This window comes from Streptomyces sp. NPDC051963, assembly GCF_044593495.1.
Taxonomy (GTDB): domain Bacteria; phylum Actinomycetota; class Actinomycetes; order Streptomycetales; family Streptomycetaceae; genus Streptomyces.
On record NZ_JBIUCC010000007.1, the window covers coordinates 530,559 to 553,245 of the forward strand.

The 22,687-nt window shown below is 69.4% G+C and carries 18 protein-coding genes; 13 read left to right on the top strand and 5 right to left on the bottom strand.

The features are described 5' to 3' along the window. Positions 1-152: 152 nt before the first annotated feature. Positions 153-1,679 (bottom strand): MFS transporter, encoded by a 1,527-nt coding sequence (locus ACIHFB_RS30405; RefSeq protein ID WP_400128648.1) that lies wholly within the window; start codon positions 1,677-1,679, stop codon positions 153-155. A gap of 85 nt (positions 1,680-1,764) precedes the next feature. On the opposite strand from ACIHFB_RS30405, the gene ACIHFB_RS30410 reads away from it, so the two are divergent. Then, positions 1,765-2,355: a TetR/AcrR family transcriptional regulator gene (locus ACIHFB_RS30410; protein WP_365287018.1), complete on the top strand. Its 591-nt coding sequence runs from the start codon at positions 1,765-1,767 to the stop codon at positions 2,353-2,355. Positions 2,356-2,385: 30 nt separating this feature from the next. Here the strand turns inward: ACIHFB_RS30410 and ACIHFB_RS30415 are convergent, their stop codons facing one another. Continuing rightward, entirely contained in the window at positions 2,386-2,709 is a 324-nt protein-coding gene (locus tag ACIHFB_RS30415; protein ID WP_400128649.1) for an L-rhamnose mutarotase, read from the bottom strand. 236 nt (positions 2,710-2,945) lie between these two features. Here ACIHFB_RS30415 and ACIHFB_RS30420 point away from each other — a divergent pair, with 236 nt between their 5' ends. From ACIHFB_RS30420 to ACIHFB_RS30445, 6 genes are all read left to right on the top strand, one after another. After that, positions 2,946-3,800, top strand: coding sequence for a FadR/GntR family transcriptional regulator (locus ACIHFB_RS30420; protein ID WP_400128650.1), 855 nt, complete (start codon positions 2,946-2,948; stop codon positions 3,798-3,800). Positions 3,801-3,898: 98 nt separating this feature from the next. Beyond that, positions 3,899-7,213 carry a discoidin domain-containing protein gene (locus ACIHFB_RS30425; RefSeq protein WP_400128651.1) on the top strand — a complete coding sequence of 1,105 codons (3,315 nt, stop codon included), beginning with the start codon at positions 3,899-3,901 and terminating at the stop codon, positions 7,211-7,213. A 50-nt stretch (positions 7,214-7,263) separates the two neighbouring features. Next, a complete protein-coding gene (locus tag ACIHFB_RS30430; protein ID WP_365287024.1) occupies positions 7,264-8,361 on the top strand; it encodes an enolase C-terminal domain-like protein in 1,098 nt (365 codons plus the stop codon). Between the two features lie 21 nt (positions 8,362-8,382). After that, on the top strand, positions 8,383-9,768 hold the full coding sequence (locus tag ACIHFB_RS30435; RefSeq protein WP_400128652.1) for an ABC transporter substrate-binding protein: 1,386 nt from the start codon (positions 8,383-8,385) through the stop codon (positions 9,766-9,768). Continuing rightward, complete coding sequence (locus ACIHFB_RS30440) at positions 9,765-10,697, top strand: sugar ABC transporter permease (protein ID WP_365287028.1); 933 nt, start codon at positions 9,765-9,767, stop codon at positions 10,695-10,697. Before ACIHFB_RS30435 ends, ACIHFB_RS30440 begins: the two co-directional genes overlap by 4 nt. Beyond that, complete coding sequence (locus ACIHFB_RS30445) at positions 10,694-11,608, top strand: carbohydrate ABC transporter permease (protein WP_400128653.1); 915 nt, start codon at positions 10,694-10,696, stop codon at positions 11,606-11,608. Before ACIHFB_RS30440 ends, ACIHFB_RS30445 begins: the two co-directional genes overlap by 4 nt. A gap of 45 nt (positions 11,609-11,653) precedes the next feature. Here ACIHFB_RS30445 and ACIHFB_RS30450 read toward each other — a convergent pair whose 3' ends face one another. Further along, the gene (locus ACIHFB_RS30450) at positions 11,654-12,850 is read right to left on the bottom strand and encodes a helix-turn-helix domain-containing protein (protein ID WP_365287032.1); all 1,197 of its coding nucleotides are present in this window, start codon (positions 12,848-12,850) and stop codon (positions 11,654-11,656) included. A 127-nt stretch (positions 12,851-12,977) separates the two neighbouring features. Here ACIHFB_RS30450 and ACIHFB_RS30455 point away from each other — a divergent pair, with 127 nt between their 5' ends. The 4 genes from ACIHFB_RS30455 to ACIHFB_RS30470 all read left to right on the top strand — a co-directional run bounded on the left by ACIHFB_RS30455 (position 12,978) and on the right by ACIHFB_RS30470 (position 16,884). Beyond that, positions 12,978-13,904 (top strand): proline dehydrogenase family protein, encoded by a 927-nt coding sequence (locus ACIHFB_RS30455; RefSeq protein ID WP_400128654.1) that lies wholly within the window; start codon positions 12,978-12,980, stop codon positions 13,902-13,904. 34 nt (positions 13,905-13,938) lie between these two features. After that, the gene (gene pruA / locus ACIHFB_RS30460; protein WP_400128655.1) at positions 13,939-15,570 is read left to right on the top strand and encodes an L-glutamate gamma-semialdehyde dehydrogenase; all 1,632 of its coding nucleotides are present in this window, start codon (positions 13,939-13,941) and stop codon (positions 15,568-15,570) included. 89 nt (positions 15,571-15,659) lie between these two features. Beyond that, positions 15,660-16,487, top strand: a complete 828-nt coding sequence (locus ACIHFB_RS30465) for an alpha/beta fold hydrolase (RefSeq protein WP_400128656.1) — start codon at positions 15,660-15,662, stop codon at positions 16,485-16,487. A 265-nt stretch (positions 16,488-16,752) separates the two neighbouring features. Continuing rightward, positions 16,753-16,884, top strand: coding sequence for a hypothetical protein (locus ACIHFB_RS30470; RefSeq protein WP_015493350.1), 132 nt, complete (start codon positions 16,753-16,755; stop codon positions 16,882-16,884). A 145-nt stretch (positions 16,885-17,029) separates the two neighbouring features. Here ACIHFB_RS30470 and ACIHFB_RS30475 read toward each other — a convergent pair whose 3' ends face one another. Then, positions 17,030-18,592 carry a purple acid phosphatase family protein gene (locus ACIHFB_RS30475; protein WP_400128657.1) on the bottom strand — a complete coding sequence of 521 codons (1,563 nt, stop codon included), beginning with the start codon at positions 18,590-18,592 and terminating at the stop codon, positions 17,030-17,032. Positions 18,593-18,733: 141 nt separating this feature from the next. Here ACIHFB_RS30475 and ACIHFB_RS30480 point away from each other — a divergent pair, with 141 nt between their 5' ends. Together ACIHFB_RS30480 and ACIHFB_RS30485 are read left to right on the top strand one after the other, a co-directional pair. Continuing rightward, the gene (locus ACIHFB_RS30480) at positions 18,734-19,777 is read left to right on the top strand and encodes a 3-isopropylmalate dehydrogenase (protein WP_365287043.1); all 1,044 of its coding nucleotides are present in this window, start codon (positions 18,734-18,736) and stop codon (positions 19,775-19,777) included. Between the two features lie 237 nt (positions 19,778-20,014). Beyond that, entirely contained in the window at positions 20,015-21,103 is a 1,089-nt protein-coding gene (locus ACIHFB_RS30485; RefSeq protein ID WP_365287045.1) for a branched-chain amino acid aminotransferase, read from the top strand. Positions 21,104-21,179: 76 nt separating this feature from the next. Here ACIHFB_RS30485 and ACIHFB_RS30490 read toward each other — a convergent pair whose 3' ends face one another. Further along, the gene (locus tag ACIHFB_RS30490) at positions 21,180-22,622 is read right to left on the bottom strand and encodes a cytosine permease (protein WP_400128658.1); all 1,443 of its coding nucleotides are present in this window, start codon (positions 22,620-22,622) and stop codon (positions 21,180-21,182) included. Positions 22,623-22,687 lie beyond the last annotated feature (65 nt).

Genomic DNA, 22,687 nt, shown 5'->3' on the forward strand with positions numbered 1-22,687 from the left:
GCGGGGGGGGGCCCGGGGGGGGGGGGGGGGGGGGGCCGGGGGGGGGGGGGGGGGGGGGGCCGGGGGGGGGGGGGGGGGGGCCCGGGGGGGGGGGGGGGGGGGGGGCGGGGGGGGGGGGCGGGGGGGGCCCCCCCCCCCCCCCCGCCGCTTTGTCATGCCGCCACCTTCTCCGCCACCTTCTCCGGCTCCGGAGCCGGCTCCCGCAGGTGCACGCCCCGCAGGGTCACCGCGGCCAGCACGGCCGCCCCGGCCAGCAGTACCGCCCCGGCGATCGCCGCCCCCTGCATCCCGCTGGTGAACGCCTCCCGTGCGGCCGTGGCCAGCCCCGGGACCCGGTCGGCGACCGCCAGCGCCCCGCCGAGCGTCTCGTGGGCCACGGCCGGCGCCGAGTCCGGGATCTCGTGGCGGTAGACCGCCGTACCGATGGAGCCGAGGACCGCCATGCCCAGCGCGCCGCCGAACTCCGCGCCCGTCTCCATCAGCGAGGACGCGGAGCCCGCCCGCTCCACCGGGGCGGTGCCCAGCGCGAGGTCCATGATCTGGGACATCACCATGACGCCGCCGACCGCGAGGACACCGCACGAGACCAGCACCAGCGCCATCGAGTCCGTTCCGGCGAGGGCCAGCAGCCCGAAGCCGCCCGCGGCGATCGCGAAGCCCGCGGTGACGACGTGGGCGCGGTCGACGCCCTTCTGGACCAGGGCGGTCGCGACCGGCGCCGCCGCCCCGATCGGCACCGACGGCAGCAGTGCCCACAGGGCCGCCTCCAGTGCGCTCTTGTCGAGGACCGACTGGAGATACTGCGTGGTGAAGTAGGCCGAACCCATGATCCCGAACGCCGAGACGAGGTTCAGGGCGACGGAAGGCGCGAAGCCGCGGCCTCGGAACAGCGCCGGGGAGATCATCGGAGAGACCGCGGTGCGCTGGCGGTGGACGAAGAGGGCCGCGAGGAGCAGGCCGACGGTGATCGAGACGACGTAGCGGACGTTCCAGCCCTCGGACGGGATCTCCTTCAGGCCGTAGATCACGGGGAGTACGGCCGCCATCGACAGCGGGACGCTCAGCCAGTCGAAGCGGCCCGGGGACGGGTTCCTCGACTCGGGGAGCAGCTTCGGGCCGATGATCAGCAGCAGTGCCATCGCGGGCAGGTTGACCAGGAACACCGAGCCCCACCAGAAGAACTCGACCAGCACTCCGCTCATCACCGAGCCGAGCGCGATCCCGGCCGCCATCACGCCTGACCACATCCCGATCGCCTTCGCCCGTTGTCCGGGATCCGTGAACATCGTGCGGAGCATGGCCATCGTCGACGGCATCAGGGTCGCGCCGCCGATGCCGAGGACCGCGCGGGCCGCGATCAGGGTCTCGGCGCTGTTCGCGTACGCCGCCACCAGTGAGGCGGTGCCGAAGGCCGCGGCGCCGATCAGCAGCAGCCTGCGGTGGCCGATGCGGTCGCCGACCGAGCCCATCGTCATCAGCAGGCCGGCCAGCACGAACGCGTAGATGTCGAAGATCCACAGCTGTTGAGTGCCGCTCGGCTCCAGGTCCGCGCTGATCGCCGGGATCGCGAAGTAGAGGACCGAGACGTCCATGGAGACCAGCAGCAGCGGAAGCATCAGGACGGTGAGGGCGGTCCATTCGCGGCGGCCGGCGCGGGTGTTCATCGGGTTCGTCGTCATGGGGAGTGACTGTACGAGCGTCTTAAACGCTTGTCTAGTACGAGCGTTTAATACGCTCGTATAGGAAGAGCGCTACGATGACGCCATGGGACACCGTGAGGATCTGCTGGAAGGCGCCAAGCGCTGCCTGCTGGAGAAGGGGTTCGCGCGCACGACGGCGCGCGACATCGTGAAGGAGTCGGGTACCAACCTGGCCTCGATCGGCTACCACTACGGCTCGAAGGACGCGCTGCTCGCGCAGGCCTATGTGTCGCTCGTCGAGGGGGTGGGTGACGCCTTCGGGGGGGACGGGACCTCGGGGATCAGCGCCGAACCCGGCTCGATCGAGCGGTTCCAGGAGGTGTGGTCGAACATCATCGGCACCATGCGGGACCCCGGCTCGATCTGGCACCTCAGCACGGAGGTCATCACCATGGGCGACCAACTGCCCGAGGTGCGCGACCATCTGGCACGGGCCCAGGTGGAGGCCGGACGCGGCATCATCCCCCTGCTCATGGGCGGGCGCGAGGAGGATGTCCAGGACGAGACGGTGCAGACCCTCGGCAAGTTCTATCTGACCCTGATGACCGGACTCATCGCCCAGTGGACCTTCGACCCGAAAACGGCGCCGACCGCGGAGGAACTCTCGGAGGGGCTGCGGCGCATCATCGACGCGGCGGCGGGGTCGGCGGGCTGAGCAGGCGGTTCGGCCGGTTGGAGCCGTACCTCAGTCGAGGTGGAAGATCTCCTCGGCCGGGGCCCACAACTGCCCCTCGGCCGCGCTGTCCAGCGGCTGCTGGCACGGGTCGGTCAGCGTCCACCACTCGCGGGTGACCGGGTCGGCGGCGATCAGTGCGGTGTCGGCGGCGTAGTCGGTGCCCGTGTATTCCAGGTAGCTGAACAGCAGGCCGTCGCGGAGAAAGATGGAGTAGTTGCCGATGCCGGCCCGTTTGAGGGTCGCGAGCACTCCCGGCCAGGCCGCCGCGTGCAGTGCGCGGTACTCCTGTTCCTTCTCGGGCCGCAGTCGCACCACGGAGGCGAAGCGTTGCATCGTACTCAGCCCTCCTTCGACTGGATCTGCTTTATCCGGCATGCAGGACCCTAAGGATCTGATCCGTTGCACGCAATGGTCACGGCGGTATGCACAACTTTGCGCGGTATATGAGAGTTATGGAATCGAATTCAACGATTCCCTGTCCCACTCTTCTCTTTGCGTAACACCAATGTCATAGTTGCCACCGCCGATGAACCTGATTAATCCGCGTGGGCAACGAGGGGAACAGCGCAGTGGGAGCTCCAAGGCAGGCACCTGGTGCCGGCGAGGGGAATGACGATGCGTCAGGCCGCTACCGGCCGGGATACGAGCTGGTCGCCGAGCAGCTGCTGAACTACATCGCCGAGCAGAACCTGCGGTCGGGGGACCGGCTGCCCACGGAGCAGGGACTGGCCGAGATCCTGGGCGCCACCCGCAACGTCACCCGCGAGGCGGTGAAGGTCCTGGCCGCCATCGGCCGGCTCAGCGTGCGCCGCGGTGCGGGAATCTTCGTCGCCGACTCGGCCGGCGGGATGGTGGACGACCACCTCTCGCACTTCCGGCCGACGAGCATGGAAGACGTCCTGATGCTGCTGGACTACCGGACGGTGATCGAGTCGGAGACGGCGCGCCGTGCCGCCTCCCTCGCCACACCGATCGAGGTCCGGACCATCCGGGAGTGCGCCGAGAAGTCGATGGTGGCGGCCAGGGCGGCCGACAGTTACGGCTTCGCCGAAGCCGACACCGCGTTCCACGACGCGGTGGGTGCCGCCTCGCACAACGTGTTCCTGAGGTCGAGCGTCGCCGGCGTACGGCGCCTGGCGTCACAGTCCGATGTTCTGCTGTTCCACGGTGACGCACCCGGGTCGCTGGAAGTGGCGGCAGAACAGCACATCGCCATCGCAGAGGCGGTCGCCGCGGGGGAGGCCGATCTCGCAGCGGAGCTGATGGTGGCGCATATCGCCACCACGCAGAGCCAGTTCGAACGAAAGATCCGCGACAGGCTGTTCAACCTGGACAGTCGCGGCGCCTCCGGTACGCCGGCGCAGCCGTCGAGGAGCACCGGTGCCACGGATGAGCCGCGGTCACCGAAGTTCTCCGCGTCGTGAACCAGGCACCCCGCCGTCACGGCTCGTGAACCAGGCACCCCGCCCTCCCGAGCCACCCAACGCCGGAGGAAACCCGGAGGACGACCGGGTCTCCCCAGATGTCACCTCATTCAGGCGATTGGATTTCCGTGTCTGCACCGTCTGCTCGTGAACGCATACCCGTGCCGCTCCGCAGAGTGCTGGTGGCCGCACTGTCCCTGGCCGCGGCCACCGCGCCGCTGACGGCGTCGTCGGCCCAGGCGGCCGCGCCGAAGGGCCTGAATGTCTACGTCTCGCCGACCGGCAAGAACGCCGGATCAGGCACCGCCGCGCATCCGTTCAAGACGCTGGAATACGCGCGGGACTACGTCCGTGAGGCCAAGAAGAAGGTCGGCGGCGATGTCCATGTGCTGCTGAAGTCCGGCACCTACCAGCTGAGCCGCACCTTCAGCCTCACCGCCCAGGACTCGGGCAAGGACGGGTCCCGGATCATCTACGAGGCCGCCCCCGGTGCGAAGCCCGTGATCAGCGGCGGCAAGCAGATCACCGGCTGGACCCCGGCCGACTCCACGGGCAAGGTCTACAAGGCCAAGCTGAGCGACCTCGACACCCGCCAGCTGTATGTCAACGGGGAGTTGGCGACCCGGGCGCGCAGCACGAAGGACCCGTCCGGATTCAGCAAGACGTCCACGGGCTACACCTTCACCGACGGTGCCATCAGCGACTACAAGCAGCCCAAGGACCTTGAGGTCGTGAGCAGTTGGGGCTGGAAGCTCCAGCGCTGCGGTGTGGAGTCGATCTCCGGCAAGACGATGACGATGGAGCAGCCCTGCTGGCGCAACGCCCACCTCCAGCAGGGCCAGGAGATCCAGAATCCGACCTGGCTGGAGAACGCCCGCGAGCTGCTGGACACCCCGGGTGAGTGGTACCTCGACCAGAGCAAGGACGAGGTCTACTACATGCCCAAGGAGGGCCAGAACCTGTCCACCGCGACCGTCACGGTCCCGGTCGTACAGGACCTGGTCGACCTGAACGGCACCAGGAGCAAGCCCGTCACCGACGTGTCCTTCGAGGGCATCACCTTCTCCTACTCCACCTGGCTCGCCCCCAGTTCGCCCGACGGCCTCATCGAGGGCCAGGCCGGCTTCCGGATGGTGGGCGAGGACAACCCCGACTTCGACTCCACCCGCCTGAACTGGCAGAAGACGCCCGGCGCGGTCAACGTGAGCTACGGCCACGACGTCGGTTTCGAGGGCAACACCTTCACCCATCTCGGCGCGGTCGGACTCAACCTCAACACCGGCACGCAGGGCACGGACATCACCGGCAACGTCTTCCGCCAGATCGCCGCCACCGGCATCCAGATCGGCGGTGTCGAGGCGGGCGACGCCCATCCCGACGACGACCGGGACATCACCAAGGACACCAGGGTCGACAACAACGTCGTCACCAAGGTCGCCGACCAGTACAACGGCTCCGTCGGCATCCTCGCCGGGTACACCGCCAACTCACTGATCACCCACAACAAGGTCTACGACCTGCCGTACACCGGCATCTCGGTGGGCTGGGGCTGGGGTCTGACCGACGCGGGCGGCAACCCCGCCTATCCGAACAACGCCGGAGTTCCCATCTGGGACACCCCGACCACCAGCCAGGACACCGTCGTCACCGACAACGAGATCGGCGACATCATGAAGTCGCAGGCCGATGGCGGAGCCGTCTACACCCTCAGCACCAACCCCGGCGGCACGGTCTCCGGCAACTACATCCACGACGTCCCGGCACCGGCGTACGGAGCCGTCTACCACGACGAGGGCAGCCGCCACTGGGAGAACACCGGCAACGCGATGTGCGACATCGCCTTCCAGTGGCTGCTGATGAACCACGCGGAGGACAACACCGCCACCGCCAACTACACCAGCAACCCCGCCTACAGCGTCCAGAACATGAGCCGGAACAACGACGTCAGCGGCAACGTCACCGTCGACTCCTGCGACCAGCTCCCGGCGTCCATCGTGAACAACGCCGGCCTCCAGCCGGCCTACGACCACCTCGACCCGGGCCCGGCCGTCACCGACACCCAGGCGCCCACCGCCCCCGGTACCCCGACCGCGACCGCCGACTTCCCGACGGTGGCGGACCTCGACTGGGCCGCGTCCGCCGACGACACGGGCGTCACCGGCTACGCCGTCCACCGCGACGGCAAGCTCGTCAGCGCCACCGGCAGGACCTCGGTGCGGCTCTCCGGCCTGACCGCCGGCCAGAGCTACAGCTTCACGATCACCGCCCGCGACGCGGCCGGCAACGAGTCGGGTCCGAGCGCGGAACTGAAGGTCACCATGCCCTCCGGCAGCGACCTGGCGCTGAAGCAGCCCGTCACCGCGTCGTCGGAGTCGGAGCAGAACTTCCCCGAGAAGGCGGTGGACGGCGACCTGTCGACCCGCTGGGCGCAGGGCCTGGGCCTGCCCGACCCGTCCTGGATCCAGGTGGACCTGGGTGCCTCGTACGACGTGAACGGTGTGATCACCACCTTCGAGAAGGCGAGCGGCTACAAGTACCGCATCGAGGTGTCGCCGGACGAGGTCCACTGGAAGACGCTGGAGGACCACACCTCCGCGAACACCACGGCGTCGACCAACTACGCGCACACCGACGAGCCGATCACCGGCCGCTTCGTGCGACTGACGGTCACCGGGTCCAGCTTCAACGGCGGCTCCGTCTACGACTTCCAGGTCTACGGCACACCCGCCCCCAGCCCGGACCACACGGCCCCCGCCACCCCCGGCCGGCCCGAGGTCAGGCCGCTGCTGCCCACCCTGGTGGACCTCAGCTGGCCGGCCGCGACCGATGACACCGGCGTGACCAGCTACGTCGTCTACCAGGACGGCAAGCGGATCGGCGTCACCGGCGCCACGACACTGCGGGTCCCCGGCCTGACTCCGGACACGGAGTACTCCTTCACCGTCATCGCCCGCGACGCGGCGCTGAACGCCTCCGAGCCCAGTGAGGCGGCCGCCTTCACCACGCCGACCGACACCAACCTGGCGCTGAACAAGGCGGTCACAGCGTCGTCGGCGTCGGACCAGTACTTCCCCGAGAAGGCGGTGGACGGCGACCTGTCGACCCGCTGGGCGCAGGGCCTGGGCCTGCCCGACCCGTCCTGGATCCAGGTGGACCTGGGCAAGGACACCAGCGTCTCCGGCGTGGTCACCACCTTCGAGCTGCCCCGCGGCTACAAGTACCGCCTGGAGTACTCGACCGACTCCGCGGCCTGGTCGACGCTCGACGACCACACCTCGACGAACACCGTCTCGTCGGCCAACTACTCGCTCCCCGACCAGCCCGTCACCGCCCGCTATCTGCGGCTGACGGTCACCGGGTCCAGCTTCAACGGCGGCTCCGTCTACGAGATCCAGGCGTACGGCGCGTTCTGATCGCACGCCTCACCCGGGCCGGCCCGCTCACACAGGAAACGAAAGCCACGATGAAGATCACCCATGTCGAAGTACACCGGATCACCGTTCCGGCGGCCGACCCGCCCTTCAACTGGCGGCACGGACTGGCCGGAAGCGCTCCGGTGGGCGACGGCGCGGTCCTGCACATCGGCACCGACGACGGAGCCGAGGGGGTGGCCCTGTTCGCCCGGCCGGGAGCCTTCACCACCCTGCGGGAACTGGTGGACCGGGTCCTCCGTGACGAACTCCTCGGAGCCGACCCGTTCCAGCGGGAATGGCTGTGGCACCGGGTGTGGGAGCTGGACCGTATCCACGAACTCCCGCTCCCCACCCTGGGTCTCGTCGACACCGCGCTGTGGGACCTGGCCGGCCGCTACCACGGCCAGCCGGTCTGGCGGCTGCTCGGCGGTTTCCGGGAGTCGATTCCGGCGTACGCCTCCACCTCGACGTTCTCCAGCATCCCGGAGTTCCTCGATGTGGCGGACCAGTGCCTGGAGTTGGGCTACGCCGGCATCAAGCTGCACGCCTGGGGCGACGCCCGCCGTGACGCCGAACTGTGCCTGGCGCTGCGCGACCACGTCGGTCCTTCGGTCCCCCTCATGTACGACGGGTCCGCCGGCTTCGACCTGCCCGACGCGATCCGTCTGGGGCGGGCTCTCTCGGAGGCCGACTACCTCTGGTACGAGGAGCCGATGCGCGAGTTCTCCATCTCCGCGTATCAGGCGCTGGCGACGGCCGTGGACATCCCGCTGCTGGTGGCCGAGACCTCCGACGGAGCCCACATGAACTCCGCGGACTTCATCCGGTCCGGTGCCGCCACCTTCGGCGTGCGGGCCGGCACCACCCTGCGGGGCGGTATCACCGGCGCCATGCGCACCGCACACCTCGCCGACGCCTACCGGCTGCGGGCCGAGGTGCACGGCTCGGACATCCCGAACCACCACCTGTGCATGGCCATTTCCAACACCACCTACTACGAGTCCCTGGTGACCGCGACGAAGGTCGTCCGCGAGCGCCATGTGGACGCACAGGGCCTGGTGCACGCCCCCACGGGGCCCGGCATAGCCCTCCCGCTCGACTTCGGCTACGGCAGCGAACTGCTGCCGTTCGTCGAGCAGCCGCGCTGACGACATCAGAAAGGCAAGACAATGTGGTCTTCCGGATCCCCGAGAGCAGACCGTCGCCGCACCCTGACGCGTACCGCGGCCGCCGCGCTCTGCCTGGCCACGGCGGCCGCACTGGCCGGTTGCGCCAGCGCCGACACCTCCACCGGTTCCACCCCCTCGGCCTCGGCGTTCAAGCCGGTGACGCAGAAGGAGGGCTCGCAGATCACGGTGTGGGCCGACTCGACCCGGCTGCCGTCGGTGGAGGCGTACCAGAAGGCGAACCCGGACGTGAAGATGGACATCGTCACGTACGACGGAGGCGCCGACGGCTCCACCTATCTCCAGTCCAAGGTGCAGCTCTTCGACCGGACCGGCAGCGGCTGGCCGGACGTGGTGTTCGGCTCGCCCACCGACGTGACCTGGGCCTCCGAGCCCACCACGGCCGACGCACAGCCGTTCGCCGCGCCCCTGGACGGCGACCTCGTCCCGCGGACCACACTGGACGGCTTCGCCAAGGGCTCCCTCACACCCTGCGAGTTCAACGACCACACCTACTGCCTGCGCAACGACATCGCCCAGGTGGTCCTCTGGTACAACAAGGACCTCATGGACAAGTGGGGGTACGACGTCCCCACCACCTGGGAGCAGTACGAGGCCCTCGGCAAGCAGGTCGCCAAGGACCACCCCGGCTATCTCGTCGGCTCGGTCGGCGACACCAACTCCCATGAGTCGTACTTCTGGTCCGGCCAGTGCCCGGCGTTCCAACTCACCGATCCGGACACCCTGCGGACCGACCTGGAGGACCCGAACTGCACGAGGATGGCGGGTCTGCTCGACGGGCTGATCGACGCCAAGGCCGTCACCACCAAGGGCTTCTTCAGCCAGGGCTTCGCCAAGGACAGCGGCGACAAGGTCCTGATGGCGTACGGCCCGTCCTGGTACGGCCAGTACCTGTTCAAGACGGCGTTCGAGACCCCGGCGGGGCAGATCGCCGCGGCGCCCCCGCTGAAGTGGGAGGGCGCGACCACGACCGCGACCGGCAACGTCGGCGGCGGCGTGTGGATGGTGTCCTCGCACAGCGCCAACCTCGAGGCGTCCACGGACCTGGTCACCTGGCTGACCACCTCCGACGAGAACCAGGCGTCCGCGCCCACCTACCCGGCCTACACCAAGGCCGCCGAGGCATGGCTGGCCAACCCGGTCAACAGCGACTACTTCGCAGGCGATGTGAGCGGGCCCTTCAAGGAGGCCGCGGGCGAGGTGTGGACCGGCTGGTCGAACACCAGGTTCTCGGATGCCACCGCCTGGTCGAGCGTCGTCCTGCCGGCCCTGACCGCGGGCAAGAGCCTCACCTCGACCCTGGAGGCGTGGCAGACGGAGATCGGCAACGAGGCGAAGGCCGAGGGATACCAGGTGGTCGACAAATGACCTTGCTGGAGGCCGAGCGCGTAGCCGTCTCCCCTCTCCGTCGCGGCACCGGGCCGCGGCGGAGGGGCCCGGGTCCCACGGGCTACCTCTTCGTCGCCGGCTATGTGATCCTGCTGCTCGCCTTCGGGGTCTTCCCGACCGGCTACTCGTTCTATCTGGCACTCACCAACGACCAGGGCCAGTTCACCGGGCTCAACCAGTTCGTGAAGGTCTTCCAGGACTACCGCTTCGTCCCGGCCTTCACGCACATGCTGATCTACCTGGTGCTGTGGCTGGTGGTCCTCGTCGTCCTGGTGGTGCTGGTCGCGGTGGTGCTGCGCAGCAGGGTGCGCCCGGGTACGTCGGCGCTCTTCCGCTTCCTGTACTACATTCCCGGCGCCCTCGCCGGGGTCGCCAGTGTCCTGGTGTGGCTGTTCATGCTGGACCCGGACGTCAGCCCGGTGTCCTGGCTGCTCAACAGCATGGGCATGCACAGCTTCGCGGCCGTGCTCACCCCCGGCAACCTGCCGCTGATCCTCATGCTGATCGCCTTCTGGACCGGCGCCGGCGGCTGGATGGTCGTGATGTACGGGGCGCTCAACAACATCCCCGACGAGGTACTGGAAGCCGCCCGCATGGACGGCGCGGGGCCCTGGCGCACCGCCTGGCACATCCAGATCCCGATGATCCGGCAGTGGATCGTCTACATGACCATCATGGCGTTCGCGACCGGCACCCAGCTGTTCGTCGAGCCCCAACTGCTCCAGACCGCCAGCCTCGGCCGCGTGAGCCCCACCTGGTCGCCCAACCAGCTGGCCTACGTCTACGCCTTCCAGCAGGGCGACTTCAACGGCGCCGCCGCCATCTCCGTCTTCCTGCTGGTGCTCGGACTCGTGGCCGCCGGACTGCTGGTCGCCCGCTCGAACCTGTTCAGGCTGGATGAGAAATGACGCAATCCACTCTCTCCTCGACGGCGGCGGGCCGGCGCCTTCAGCCCTCCCGGGTCGTCTCCTTCCTGATCGTGGGCTTCCTGCTGGCCCTGCTGCTGGTGTTCTTCGTGCTGCCGGTGATCTGGCTGCTGCTCGCGCCGTCGAAGACGGCCGGAGAGGTGGTGCGGGACAATCCGCTCTCCTTCGGGTCGTTCCAGCAGATCGGTGCCGCCTGGCAGCACCTGTTCGCCTTCCAGGACGGCGCGATGGTCACCTGGCTGCGCAACTCGGCGATCTACTCCGGGGGTTCGCTGATCCTGACCCTCGCCGTCAGCATCCCGGCCGGTTACGCGCTGGCGCTGACGGAGTTCAAGGGGCGCAAGACACTGCTGACCGTCACCCTGGTCACGATGATCATGCCGCAGGCCACGCTGGTACTGCCGATCTTCCTGGAGCTCAACAAGTTCCAGCTGATCGGCACCGTCTGGTCGGTGATCCTGCCCTTCTCCTTCTATCCGTTCGGCGTGTACCTGGTCTACATCTACTTCGGCAGCAGCCTGCCCAGGGACCTGTTGTCGGCCGCGCGCATCGACGGCTGCAACGAATGGCAGCTCTTCACCCGCATCGCGCTGCCGCTGGCCAAGCCGGTGGTCGGCCTCGTCGCGTTCTTCAGCTTCGTGGGGAACTGGAACAACTTCTTCCTGCCGTACCTCGTCCTGCCGAAGAGCGACCAGTTCCCCGTCCAGGTGGGCCTGAACCAACTCCTCACCTCCACCCCGTCGTTCAACCCGGTGGCCGGTGCCGGACTCGACGTCACCATCCCGGAACTGGCCCTGGCGATCGGCGTCGCCATCCTGCCCGTTCTGGTCCTCTTCCTGTTCTCGCAGCGCACGCTGGTGTCCGGGATGCTCGCCGGCGCGACCAAGGAATGAGCGCCGGGCACGGGGCGCCGTCACCCTCCGCCACCTGCAACGCCCTCAGAGCCGCGCGCCCTTCAGCGCCATGTGCAGCAGCAGCCGGTCCTCGCCGTCGTCCAGGTCCAGGCCCGTCAGCTTCTCGACGCGGGAGAGGCGGTAGTAGAGGGTCTGGCGGTGGATGCCCAACTCGGCGGCCGTGCGGGCGGCCTGGCCGGCGCGGTCGAGGTAGACCTCGGCGGTGCGGGCGAGTTCGCGGTGGGCGGGGGAGAGGAGCGGGGCGACCGCCGGGTCGTGGGCGGTGTCCGGGGGCAGCGAGGTCAGCAGGCGGTACGGGCCGATGTGCGCCCACTCGGCCACCGGGCCGAGCCGGGGCTCCGCGAGGGCCGCGCGGGCGGCGGACGCGGCCTCGCGCCAGGTCGTGCCCAGGTCGGCGAGGCCGGGCCGGGGTTCGCCGACGCCGGCCGCCCCCGCTCCCTCCTTCAGCAGGCGGGCCGCCGCCGTGAGCGCGGGTGTGCGCACCTCCGGTGATCTCAGTCGGACGAGCACCGCCAGGCTCTGGCCCGCCGTACCCCACGGCACCGTGCACAACGCCGTCGCGTGCGGGATCGTACGGACGGACGGTGCGTCGTCGGGGTCGGCCGAGGGCCAGGGGGCCACGCAGACCACCGTATGGACGCCGTCCGCGCGCGGGCCCAGTGCCGTGCGCAGCTCGGCCACCGCCATGTCCCCCTGCCAGCCGCGCTCGGCGATCAGCACGGCCCGCAGCTCCCGGCTGAGGTCCGCCCCGTGCTGGGCCTCGTCCGCGAGCAGGGCGCCGATGCGGACGGTCACCTCCATCGCGGCCGTCAGCTGCTGCTCGGTCGGGCCCGGATCGTCGTCCAGCAGCCAGACGTAACCCAGCACGACCCCCCGATGGCGTACCGGCAGGCAGATGCGCCCCCGGTACACCCCGGCCTCCGGAGTCGGCGGGATCCGCACCGGGCCGGTCGCCCGTGTGATGCCGAACCCCTCGAACCAGGTCCGCACGGTCGCCGTAGAGCGCCGGGTCAGGATCGAGCGGGCCCGCACCGGGTCCAGGGCCGACGCGTCGAGCTCGTCCTCGCTGTCGTAGGCACCGAAGGCGATCAGCTCGAAGTCACGGCTCTCCAGGGTCGCGGGCGCGCCGAGGAGTTCGGAGATGTCGTCGACCAGCTCCTGGTAGTCACCCGCTCGGTTAAAAGATGCACCTTCGGCCGTCACCCGGGCATTCTCCCTCATTTCTGCGCCCCTTCATACATCTGTCTGAGATCTGCGGCACGGATGCGTGACAGCTGTCGATGGCCGACGATCGGAGGGATCCTTAGGTTTCACGGTGGTTCTATCTGCTGGTTTGTGGAGGTGCCCCGTGCTGGGTCCCGTGATTCTTGCCGCGTCGCGCAGCGACCGGATGCGCCGTCTGATCTCGGCGGCCCCGGTGACCAAGCAGGTCGTCGACCGCTTCATCCCGGGCGAGACGGTCGACGAGATCGTGCCGATCGTCCAGGAGCTCACGTCCAAGGGTCTCGAGCTGACCATGGACGTCGTCGGCGAGGACATCACCACCCCCGAGCAGGCCGAGGCCGCGCGCGACGCCTACCTGGCGCTGATCGACCGGCTCAGGGAACTGGACCTGGGCACGCGGGCCGAGATGTCCGTCAAGCTCTCCATGTTCGGCCAGGCGCTGGACGGCGGTCATGAGCTGGCCCTGAAGAACGTCCGCCCGGTCGTCGAGGCCGCCGCCGCCATCGGCACGACCGTCACCCTGGACGCCGAGGACCACACCACCCTCGACTCGATGTTCGCCATCCACGACGAGCTGCGGAAGGACTTCCCGCAGACCGGCTGCGTCATCCAGGCCTACCTCTTCCGCACCGAGGCCGACGCCCGCCGCCTCGCCGCGAACGGCAGCCGCGTACGGCTGGTGAAGGGCGCGTACAAGGAGCCCGCGGAAGTCGCTTACCAGCAGAAACACGAGATCGACAAGGCGTACGTCCGGATCCTGAGGACTCTGATGGAGGGCACCGGGTACCCGATGATCGGGTCCCACGACCCGCGCCTGATCTCCGTCGCCCAGGAGCTGGCCCGGCGCGCCGGGCGCAAGCCCGACGAGTACGAGTTCCAGATGCTGTACGGCATCCGCAGCGACGAGCACCTCCGGCTCGCCGCCGAAGGCCACCGCATGCGCGTCTACACCGCCTACGGCACCGACTGGTACGGCTACTTCATGAGGCGGCTCGCGGAGAAGCCGGCGAACCTCCTCTTCTTCGGCCGCTCGATCCTCACCAAGGGCTGAACCACACCGCTCAAGTCAAGGAGTTACGGAACCCATGGACGCTGTGACCCAGGTCCCCACCCCCGTCAATGAGCCGGTGCACGGCTACGCCCCCGGCTCGCCCGAGCGCGCCCGGCTGGAGGCCAGGCTGAAGGAGCTGGCCGAGAACCCCGTCGACCTGCCGATGACGATCGGCGGCGAGAAGCGGCTGGGCGGCGGCGAGGCCTTCCAGGTCGTGCAGCCGCACAACCACAAGGCCGTGCTCGGTACCTACCGCAACGCGACGCAGGCGGACGCCCAGGACGCGATCGACGCGGCCCTCGCCGCCGCCCCGGCCTGGCGTGCGATGTCCTTCGACGACCGTGCCGCGATCATCCTGCGCGCCGCCGAGCTGCTGTCCGGCCCGTGGCGCGAGACGCTGGCCGCCTCCACCATGCTCGGCCAGTCCAAGACCGCCCAGCAGGCCGAGATCGACACGCCCTGCGAGCTGATCGACTTCTGGCGCTTCAACGTCGCCTACGCCCGCCAGATCCTGGCCGAGCAGCCGGTGGCCAACTCCACGGGCGTCTGGAACCGGCTGGACCACCGCCCGCTGGAGGGCTTCGTCTACGCGATCACGCCGTTCAACTTCACGGCGATCGCCGGCAACCTGCCCACCGCGCCCGCGCTGATGGGCAACGTCGTCGTCTGGAAGCCGTCCCCGACGCAGACCCACGCCGCCGTGCTGCTGATGCAGCTGCTGGAGGAGGCCGGTCTGCCCAAGGGCGTCATCAACCTCGTCACCGGTGACGGCATCGAGGTCTCCAAGGTCGCTCTCGAGCACCGCGACCTCGCGGGCATCCACTTCACCGGCTCCACCAAGACCTTCCAGTACCTGTGGAAGACGGTCGGCGCCAACATCGAGAAGTACCGCTCCTACCCGCGCCTGGTCGGAGAGACCGGCGGCAAGGACTTCGTGGTCGCCCACCCGAGCGCCGACCCCGCGATCCTCAAGACCGCCCTGACCCGCGGTGCCTTCGAGTACCAGGGCCAGAAGTGCTCCGCGACCTCCCGGGCGTACATCCCGGCGTCGATCTGGAACTCCGGCTTCAAGGAGGAGTTCGCGGCGGAGGTCGACTACATCACCATGGGCGATGTCACCGACCTCTCCAACTTCATCGGCGCGGTGATCGACGAGCGCGCCTTCGCCAAGAACAAGGCCGCGATCGAGCGGGCGAAGCAGGACCCGACCTGCACGATCGTCGCGGGCGGCTCCTACGACGACTCGGTCGGCTACTTCGTGCGCCCGACGGTCGTCGAGTGCACGGACCCGGCCAACGAGGTCTTCACCACCGAGTACTTCGGCCCGTTCCTCGCCGTGCACGTCTACGAGGACGACCGGTACGACGAGATGCTGACCCAGATGGAGTCGGTGTCCGACTACGCCCTCACCGGCTCGGTCGTCTCGGGCGACCGCGCGGCCGCCGCGTACACGATGGACAAGCTCCGCTACGCGGCCGGCAACTTCTACATCAACGACAAGTCGACCGGCGCCGTCGTCGGCCAGCAGCCCTTCGGCGGCGGCCGTGCCTCCGGCACCAACGACAAGGCGGGGGCCCCGCAGAACCTGATGCGCTGGACGCTGACCCGCGCCATCAAGGAGACGCTCGTCCCGCCGACCGACTACCCGTACCCGCACATGGGCTGACCGCCCCGCCGAAAACTCCGCCCCCGTTCCGGATCCCCCCTCCGGAGCGGGGGCGGTTTCCATGGGCGGGCGGGGCACACTTGACTGCCATGGAGACCGTCACGACGGACGACGGCGTACGGCTGTGGGCGAGCCGGTCGGGCCGGGGCGAGCCGCTGGTGCTGTGCCACGGTGGGCCCGGGCTGTGGGACATGTTCGAGGACGTGGCCGAGACCCTCACCGACACGGCCGGCGTCGTGCGCTGGGACCAGCGCGGCTGCGGGCGCTCGGAGCGATGCGCGGGACCCTGGACGACCGACCGTTTCGTGGCCGATCTGGACGCCGTACGACGGCACTTCGGGCTGGAGCGGACGGCGCTGCTCGGCCACTCCTGGGGTGCGCAGCTGGCGTTGAGCTATGCGCTGGCCCACCCGGAGCGGGTCAGTGCGCTCGTGTACGTCTCCGGTACGGGCATCGGCCCCGACTCCGACTGGCACGCCGCCTACGAGGAGAACCTCCTGGCCCGGCTGGCCGAACGGCCCGAACGACTCGACCGCTGGCGGGAGTTGCCCGCGGGAGACCGGGAACGCGCGGTGCTCCAGTGGTCCGTCGAGTTCGAGGACCGCGAGCGTGCGCCGGAGCACGCCGGGCGGATGGCCGACCCCTGGTTCGGGATCAACGCCGAGTGCAACAAGGCCCTCAACGGCGAGCGCAAGCGGACCTGGGGCACTCCGGAGCTGTACGCCGCCTGCCGGGCCCTGGAGCTGCCCGTGCTCATCGTGGACGGCAAGCGCGACATCCGCCCGCGCTCGGCCGTCGACTCCCTGCAGCGTGCCCTGCCCGACGTCCGCCGAGTGATCCTGCCGGACGCCGGCCATCTGCCGTGGGTGGAGGATCCGCAGGGCTTCGCGGAGGCGGTGGCGACGGCGGTTCGCTGAACTCCCTGCCTACTGCGGTGAAAGCCCAGGTCAGCGCAGGGTGACCCGATCCGCCGTCTCAGATAGTAGGAAGTCCGAGTAATTGTGGAGACAGAAGCGCCGTCCTCCCTTAACTTTGTAGGAGCCGAACGTCTCGCTCGATCAAGCGAATGGCGGACGTGAGCCGGGCCCCGTGCAGGCAACCCCTGTGGCCATGGCTCCCCGCCCCACCCGGCGTCTCGTAACCCTTTCCGCACTCCCGGATGTACGAAGGAGTCGATTTCTCATGGCCGAGACGACCGTCCGCCGCCGAGTCCGCCACGTGTCCCGCACGAGCGAGTCCGACCGCAAAAACGCCGCCGCAGCCCTCCAGCGCGCCCTCGACCGCCGGGACAACGGCGGCGAGACGGGCCACTGAACGCTTCGCTTTGAGTGCCGCGATGGGCCGGTCTTTCGTCTGCGGGTCCGTCGTGGCTGGTCGCGCAGTTCCCCGCGCCCCTTACGGGGCGCTGTACCACCCCGCATAGCCGGGAGCCGCGCCCGTTCGAGGTGCGGTGCGGTGCCTACGCTCCGCGCCGCACCTCGAAGTGGTCGATGCGCTCCCCGCTCTGCGCCAGCGCCGACACCTTCAGTCGTGGCGTCGCGCCGCTCTCCGCCTCCACCGAGAGGAAGGAGAAGCCCCGGTAGCGCACCCGCGACCACTGGACCGTCTCCGTCTTCGCGAGCCGTGACCTGGTCCACTGGAAGGTCACGACCGACTCGCTGTCGCGGACGTGCCCCTCGTAGCTCTCCTCGGCGCCCACCGGAAAGCCGTACAGATCCTTGCCGCCGCCGCCCGCGGTGACGTACACGATCCCGTCCCGCGTCGGATCCGTCGACTCACCGATCGGCACCCGCTTGCCGACCTCGCCGTTCTTGATGGCGTCCGTCCGCTCGTACACATGGTTGTGCCCGTTGATCACCAGGTCCACCTGGTGCTCGGCGAACAGCGGCAGCCACTCGGCGCGCACTCCGCCGTCGGAGGCGTGGGACGAGGTGGAGTACGCGCAGTGATGGAAGAAGACGACGATGAAGTCGACCGTCCGGTCCGACCGCAGCTCACGCAACTTCTTCTCCAGCCACTTCGTCTGCTTGCCGTCCGTGTGACCGAGGTTGGCCGGGATCTCGTACGACACGTCGTTCGCGTCCAGCGCCACCACAGCGACGTTGCCGTAGGTGAACGCGTACACGCCCGGTGCCGTGCGCGGGTCGAAGCCGTTGTCCGGGAGGGAGAAGCGGGCCGACTGGCCGCCGTAGCCGTCCGGCGAGTACCACGCCTCCATGTCGTGGTTGCCGGTGGTCACCATCCACGGCACCGACTTGGCCACCGTCTCCGTCTGCTTGAGGAACACGTCCCACTGCCCGGGGTCGAAGGAGTCCGACTCCTCGCCCCGGCCGTTGGTGTCGGCGTAGCAGATGTCGCCGGCGTGGAGGTGGAAGGCCGGTTTCTGGCGGAGCAGCACATGGTCGTTGGCGGCCGCGTCCTTGCCCACGCCCTGGTCGCCGAAGGCGGTGAAGACGAACGTCTCCGGGGCGGCCGGCGCCGTACGGAAGGAGCCGATGGTCGAGCGGCGGTCCGGGGAGGCCGGGTCGAAGCCGTCGTGGCCGACGCCGTAGTAGTACGTCGTGCCGGGGCGCAGGCCGTCCAGGGCCGCGTGCACGTAGTACTGCTCGAACGCCGGGCGCACGCCCTGGAGTTCAGGGGTGTGCAGATCGCGCACCTCGGCGTCGATCTTCCGGCTCAGCTCCTCGGGCCGGGTGCCGATCCGGACGTACGGCTTCCTCACCGCGGCCGGCACCTGCCAGGAGATCCGCATCTGGGTCTTCGGGTCGGCGCCGAAGGCGAGATGGCGGCCGAAGGGGGTGACGACGGAGCCGGGCACCTTCGTGGTGGCGGAAGCGGACGGCTTCGCGGTGGTCGTCCCCGATCCCGATCCCGAACATCCGGTGAGCAGTCCGCCCGCCACCGCGCCCGCCGTCACCAGCGTGCGGCGACGGGACAGCTTGGTGCGCAGGTACTCGTGCTGCTCGGCCATGCTCATCCGCCGCGCGAGCTGCTGCGGGATACCGAAGTCGGGAAGGTCCATGGTGGTGAACTTCCCAGCGAAGCCCAACGCCCGCCATACGTACGGGTGAACGGAAACCGACACCGTGGTGTTGCCGTCGGCCGGGTGTCCGCATCCCGGACGTCGTGTGTCATCCCATGGGACGAGAGGTAGGGTGCCGATATGTCTCGCAGCATCAATCTCGCAGTGATTCCCGGTGACGGCATCGGCCAGGAAGTCGTGGTCGAAGGCCTGAAGGTCCTCTCCGCCGTCCTTCCGCAGGATGTGAAGCTGGAGACGAAGGAGTACGACTTCGGCGCCCAGCGCTACCACGCCACGGGTGAGACCCTCACCGACGCCGACCTCGACGCCCTTCAGAAGCACGACGCCATCCTGCTCGGCGCCATCGGCGACCCGTCGGTCCCGTCCGGTGTCCTGGAGCGCGGCTTCCTGCTCAAGCTCCGCTTCGCCTTCGACCACCACGTCAACCTGCGTCCGTCGAAGCTCCTCCCGGGTGTGGCCACCCCGCTCGCCGGTGAGCCGCAGATCGACTTCGTCGTGGTCCGCGAGGGCACCGAAGGCCCGTACACGGGCAACGGCGGCACCATCCGCAAGGGCACCGAGCACGAGGTCGCCACCGAGGTCTCCGTGAACACGGCCTTCGGTGTGGAGCGTGTGGTGCGTGACGCGTTCGCCCGCGCCCAGGCCCGTCCGCGCAGGAAGCTCGCACTGATCCACAAGAACAACGTGCTGACCTTCGCGGGTCACCTGTGGACGAACGTCTTCAACAAGGTGGCCGAGGAGTTCCCCGAGGTCACCACCGAGTACATGCACGTGGACGCGGCGACCATCTACCTGGTCACGCAGCCCGAGCGGTTCGACGTGATCGTCACCGACAACCTCTTCGGTGACATCATCACCGACCTCGCCGCGGCCGTCTCCGGCGGCATCGGCGTAGCCGCGAGCGGGAACATCAACCCGAGCGGTGACTTCCCGTCCATGTTCGAGCCCGTGCACGGCTCGGCCCCGGACATCGCCGGCCAGGGCAAGGCAGATCCCACCGCCACGGTCCTGTCCGTCGCCCTGCTCCTGCGTCACCTCGGCTACGAGGCCGAAGCCGCCCGTATCGACGAGGCGGTCTCCGTCGACCTCGCCGAGCGCACCGGCAAGCCCGCCCGCAGCACCGCCGAGATCGGCGACGCGCTGGCCGTACGAGTAGCCGGCTGACCCGCCGCGCCACCCCAAGCCGCCGGGTCTCGAATACCCGGCGGCTTTTCTATGTTCCCGCCGGGTGCCACCATCATCCCCTGGGTCGCATTCACGCCGATTTCTTCCACGGCCCGCGCTTGCGATAATCGAACGCGGAGCCGCGGTTTGAGGGAATGCTCGGACGTCCTAGCACTGGCCACTGGCAGTACTGGCGTGAGCGCGGCCCGTCACATACAAACCGGTGAAGGACAACTCATGACGACGCCCACGATCGAGCTCAAGCCCTCGGCCTCGCCACTCTCCGCAGCGGAGCGCGAGGCGATCCTGGTCAACCCCGGGTTCGGCCGCCACTTCACGGACCACATGGTGGTCATCAAGTGGACGGAGGGCCGCGGCTGGCACGACGGCCAGCTCGTCCCGTACGCGCCGATCTCCCTCGACCCGGCCACCATGGTCCTGCACTACGCGCAGGAGATCTTCGAGGGCCTGAAGGCCTACCGCCAGCCCGACGGATCCGTCGCCACCTTCCGCCCGGACAAGAACGCCAAGCGCTTCCAGGCGTCCGCCCGCCGACTCGGCATGCCGGAGCTGCCGGTCGAGACCTTCATCGAGGCGTGCGACGCGCTGGTGAAGCAGGACCAGGCGTGGGTGCCGGCGCACGGTGGCGAGGAGTCCCTCTATCTGCGGCCGTTCATGATCGCCACCGAGGTCGGCCTGGGTGTGAAGCCGGCCGGCGAGTACCTCTTCCTGGTCATCGCCTCGCCCGCGGGCGCCTACTTCCCGGGCGGCGTCAAGCCGGTCTCCATCTGGCTCTCCGAGGACCGCGTCCGCGCCGTCCCCGGTGGCATGGGCGACGCCAAGACGGGCGGCAACTACGCGGCCTCCCTGCTCGCCCAGGCCGAGGCCGCCGCCAAGGGCTGTGACCAGGTCTGCTACCTCGACGCGGTCGAGCACAAGTGGATCGAGGAACTCGGCGGCATGAACCTGTACTTCGTGTACGGCGACAAGATCGTCACCCCCGCACTCACCGGCTCCATCCTCGAGGGCGTCACCCGCGACTCCCTGCTCACCGTCGCCCGTGACCTCGGCTACACCTCCGAGGAGGGCCGCGTCTCCATCGACCAGTGGCAGCGCGACGCCGAGAACGGCACCCTCACCGAGGTCTTCGCCTGCGGTACGGCGGCCGTGATCACCCCGGTCGGCACCGTCAAGCGCGAGGGCGTCGAGTGGCAGCAGTCGGGCGGCGAGCCGGGCGAGGTCACGCTGAAGCTGCGTCGGGCCCTGCTGGACGTCCAGCGGGGCACTGCCGTGGACCAGCACGGGTGGATGCACCGCCTGGGGTAGCGCACGCGGCGTTGGCGCGGGCCTCGCTGGGGGCTGCCGCCCCCAGACCCCCGCTTCGGCCTGAACGGCCTCGTCCTCAAACGCCGGACGGGCTGTTTTCACCTGCCGGCGCTGTGGAGTCGGCCTCGGTTTCCATTGACACGGAGCCCGGGGCCGACAGCACGTACGCCGCACCTCCTACCAGCCCCGACAGCAGGAAGCTGCAGTCGACCCCGCCGGTCAGCGCCAGCAGCGGGCCCTCGTACGACGGCAGGGACAGCGCCAGCAGACCGGCCAGCGCGCCTGCCGCCCAGGACACGGTCGCCGGGACGTTCCAGCCCGACCGGTACCAGTAAATGCCGCCCCGCGCACGGCGGTTGAAGACCTGGAGGGACTCCGGGTCGTAGGTGCCGCCGCAGCGGACGTATCCGATGAGGGTGATGACCGCCCAGGGTGTGCCGATCGCCGTCAGCAGCAGGACGAAGGACGTCATCGCCGACTGGGCGTCCCAGGCGTAGTGCCCGACGAACACGCAGACCGTGGCGACGACCGCCATCGCGCAGGTCGCCCGTGCGCGGGAGGTGCGCGGCAGGATCGCGTCCAGGTCGAGGCCCATGGAGTAGAGCATCAGGCCCGCGTTGCCGACCGACCCCGCGGAGGCGGCCAGTAGCAGGGGGACCAGGTACCAGGCGGGGGAGGCGTCGACGAGCGGGCCCGCGTAGTCGAGGGCGGCGCGGGCGGCGTAGGCCGTGAAGGTGCCGAAGAGCTGGGGGATCAGCAGGCCCGCCATGAGGCCCAGCCAGGTCGCGTGCAGGACCCGGCGCGAGGTGTGGCGGGCCGGGGAGATGTAGCGGGTGTAGTCGCCGAGGAGGGTGATGAAGGCGACCGGCCCGGACAGGCCCGCCGCCACCGTCGCCAGCAGCCACGTCGGCCAGAATCCGCCCAGCAGATAGCCGCCCGTCTCCGGGAGGGCGCCCGTCGTGAAGTGAGGGGCGTAGGCGAGCACACCGAGCGCCAGCAGGGCCGTCATGCCGATCGCGAGGACGCGGGACATGGCGAGGAGCACGCGGTAGCCGTAGACCGCGCCGGCCACCGTCGCCGCGGCCAGCAGCCCGTACACGGCGCCGTACGACAGTCCGCTCGCCGGCAGCCCGAACAGCCGGCCCAGGACGCCGACCGTCACATCGCCGCCGATCCAGACGGTCAGCGTGGTGTAGCCGAGGGCGAGAAGGAGGCCGACGACCGAGCCGACCAGGCGGCCGCGCACGCCGAACTGGGCGCCGGAGGAGGTGGAGAGGTTCGTGCCGGTGCGCAGGGAGACCAGCGCCAGCGGGGCCGTGAACAGCGTGCCGAGCACCGTGCCCGCGACGATCGAGCTCACCGACGCCCACCAGCCGAGGCCGAAGGACGGCGGTAGCCAGCCGAAGACGATCACGCCGAGGCAGAGATTCGAGCCGAGCAGGATCGAGACGAGGTCACGGGGGGAACTGGTGCGTTCCTCGTCCGGGACGGTGTCGACTCCGCGCTGTTCCATCGGCATGGCTCGTCTCCTCCAGGGTGCTCAGCTTTTAGAACGGCACTCAATGTCTGTCACTGGAACGAGAA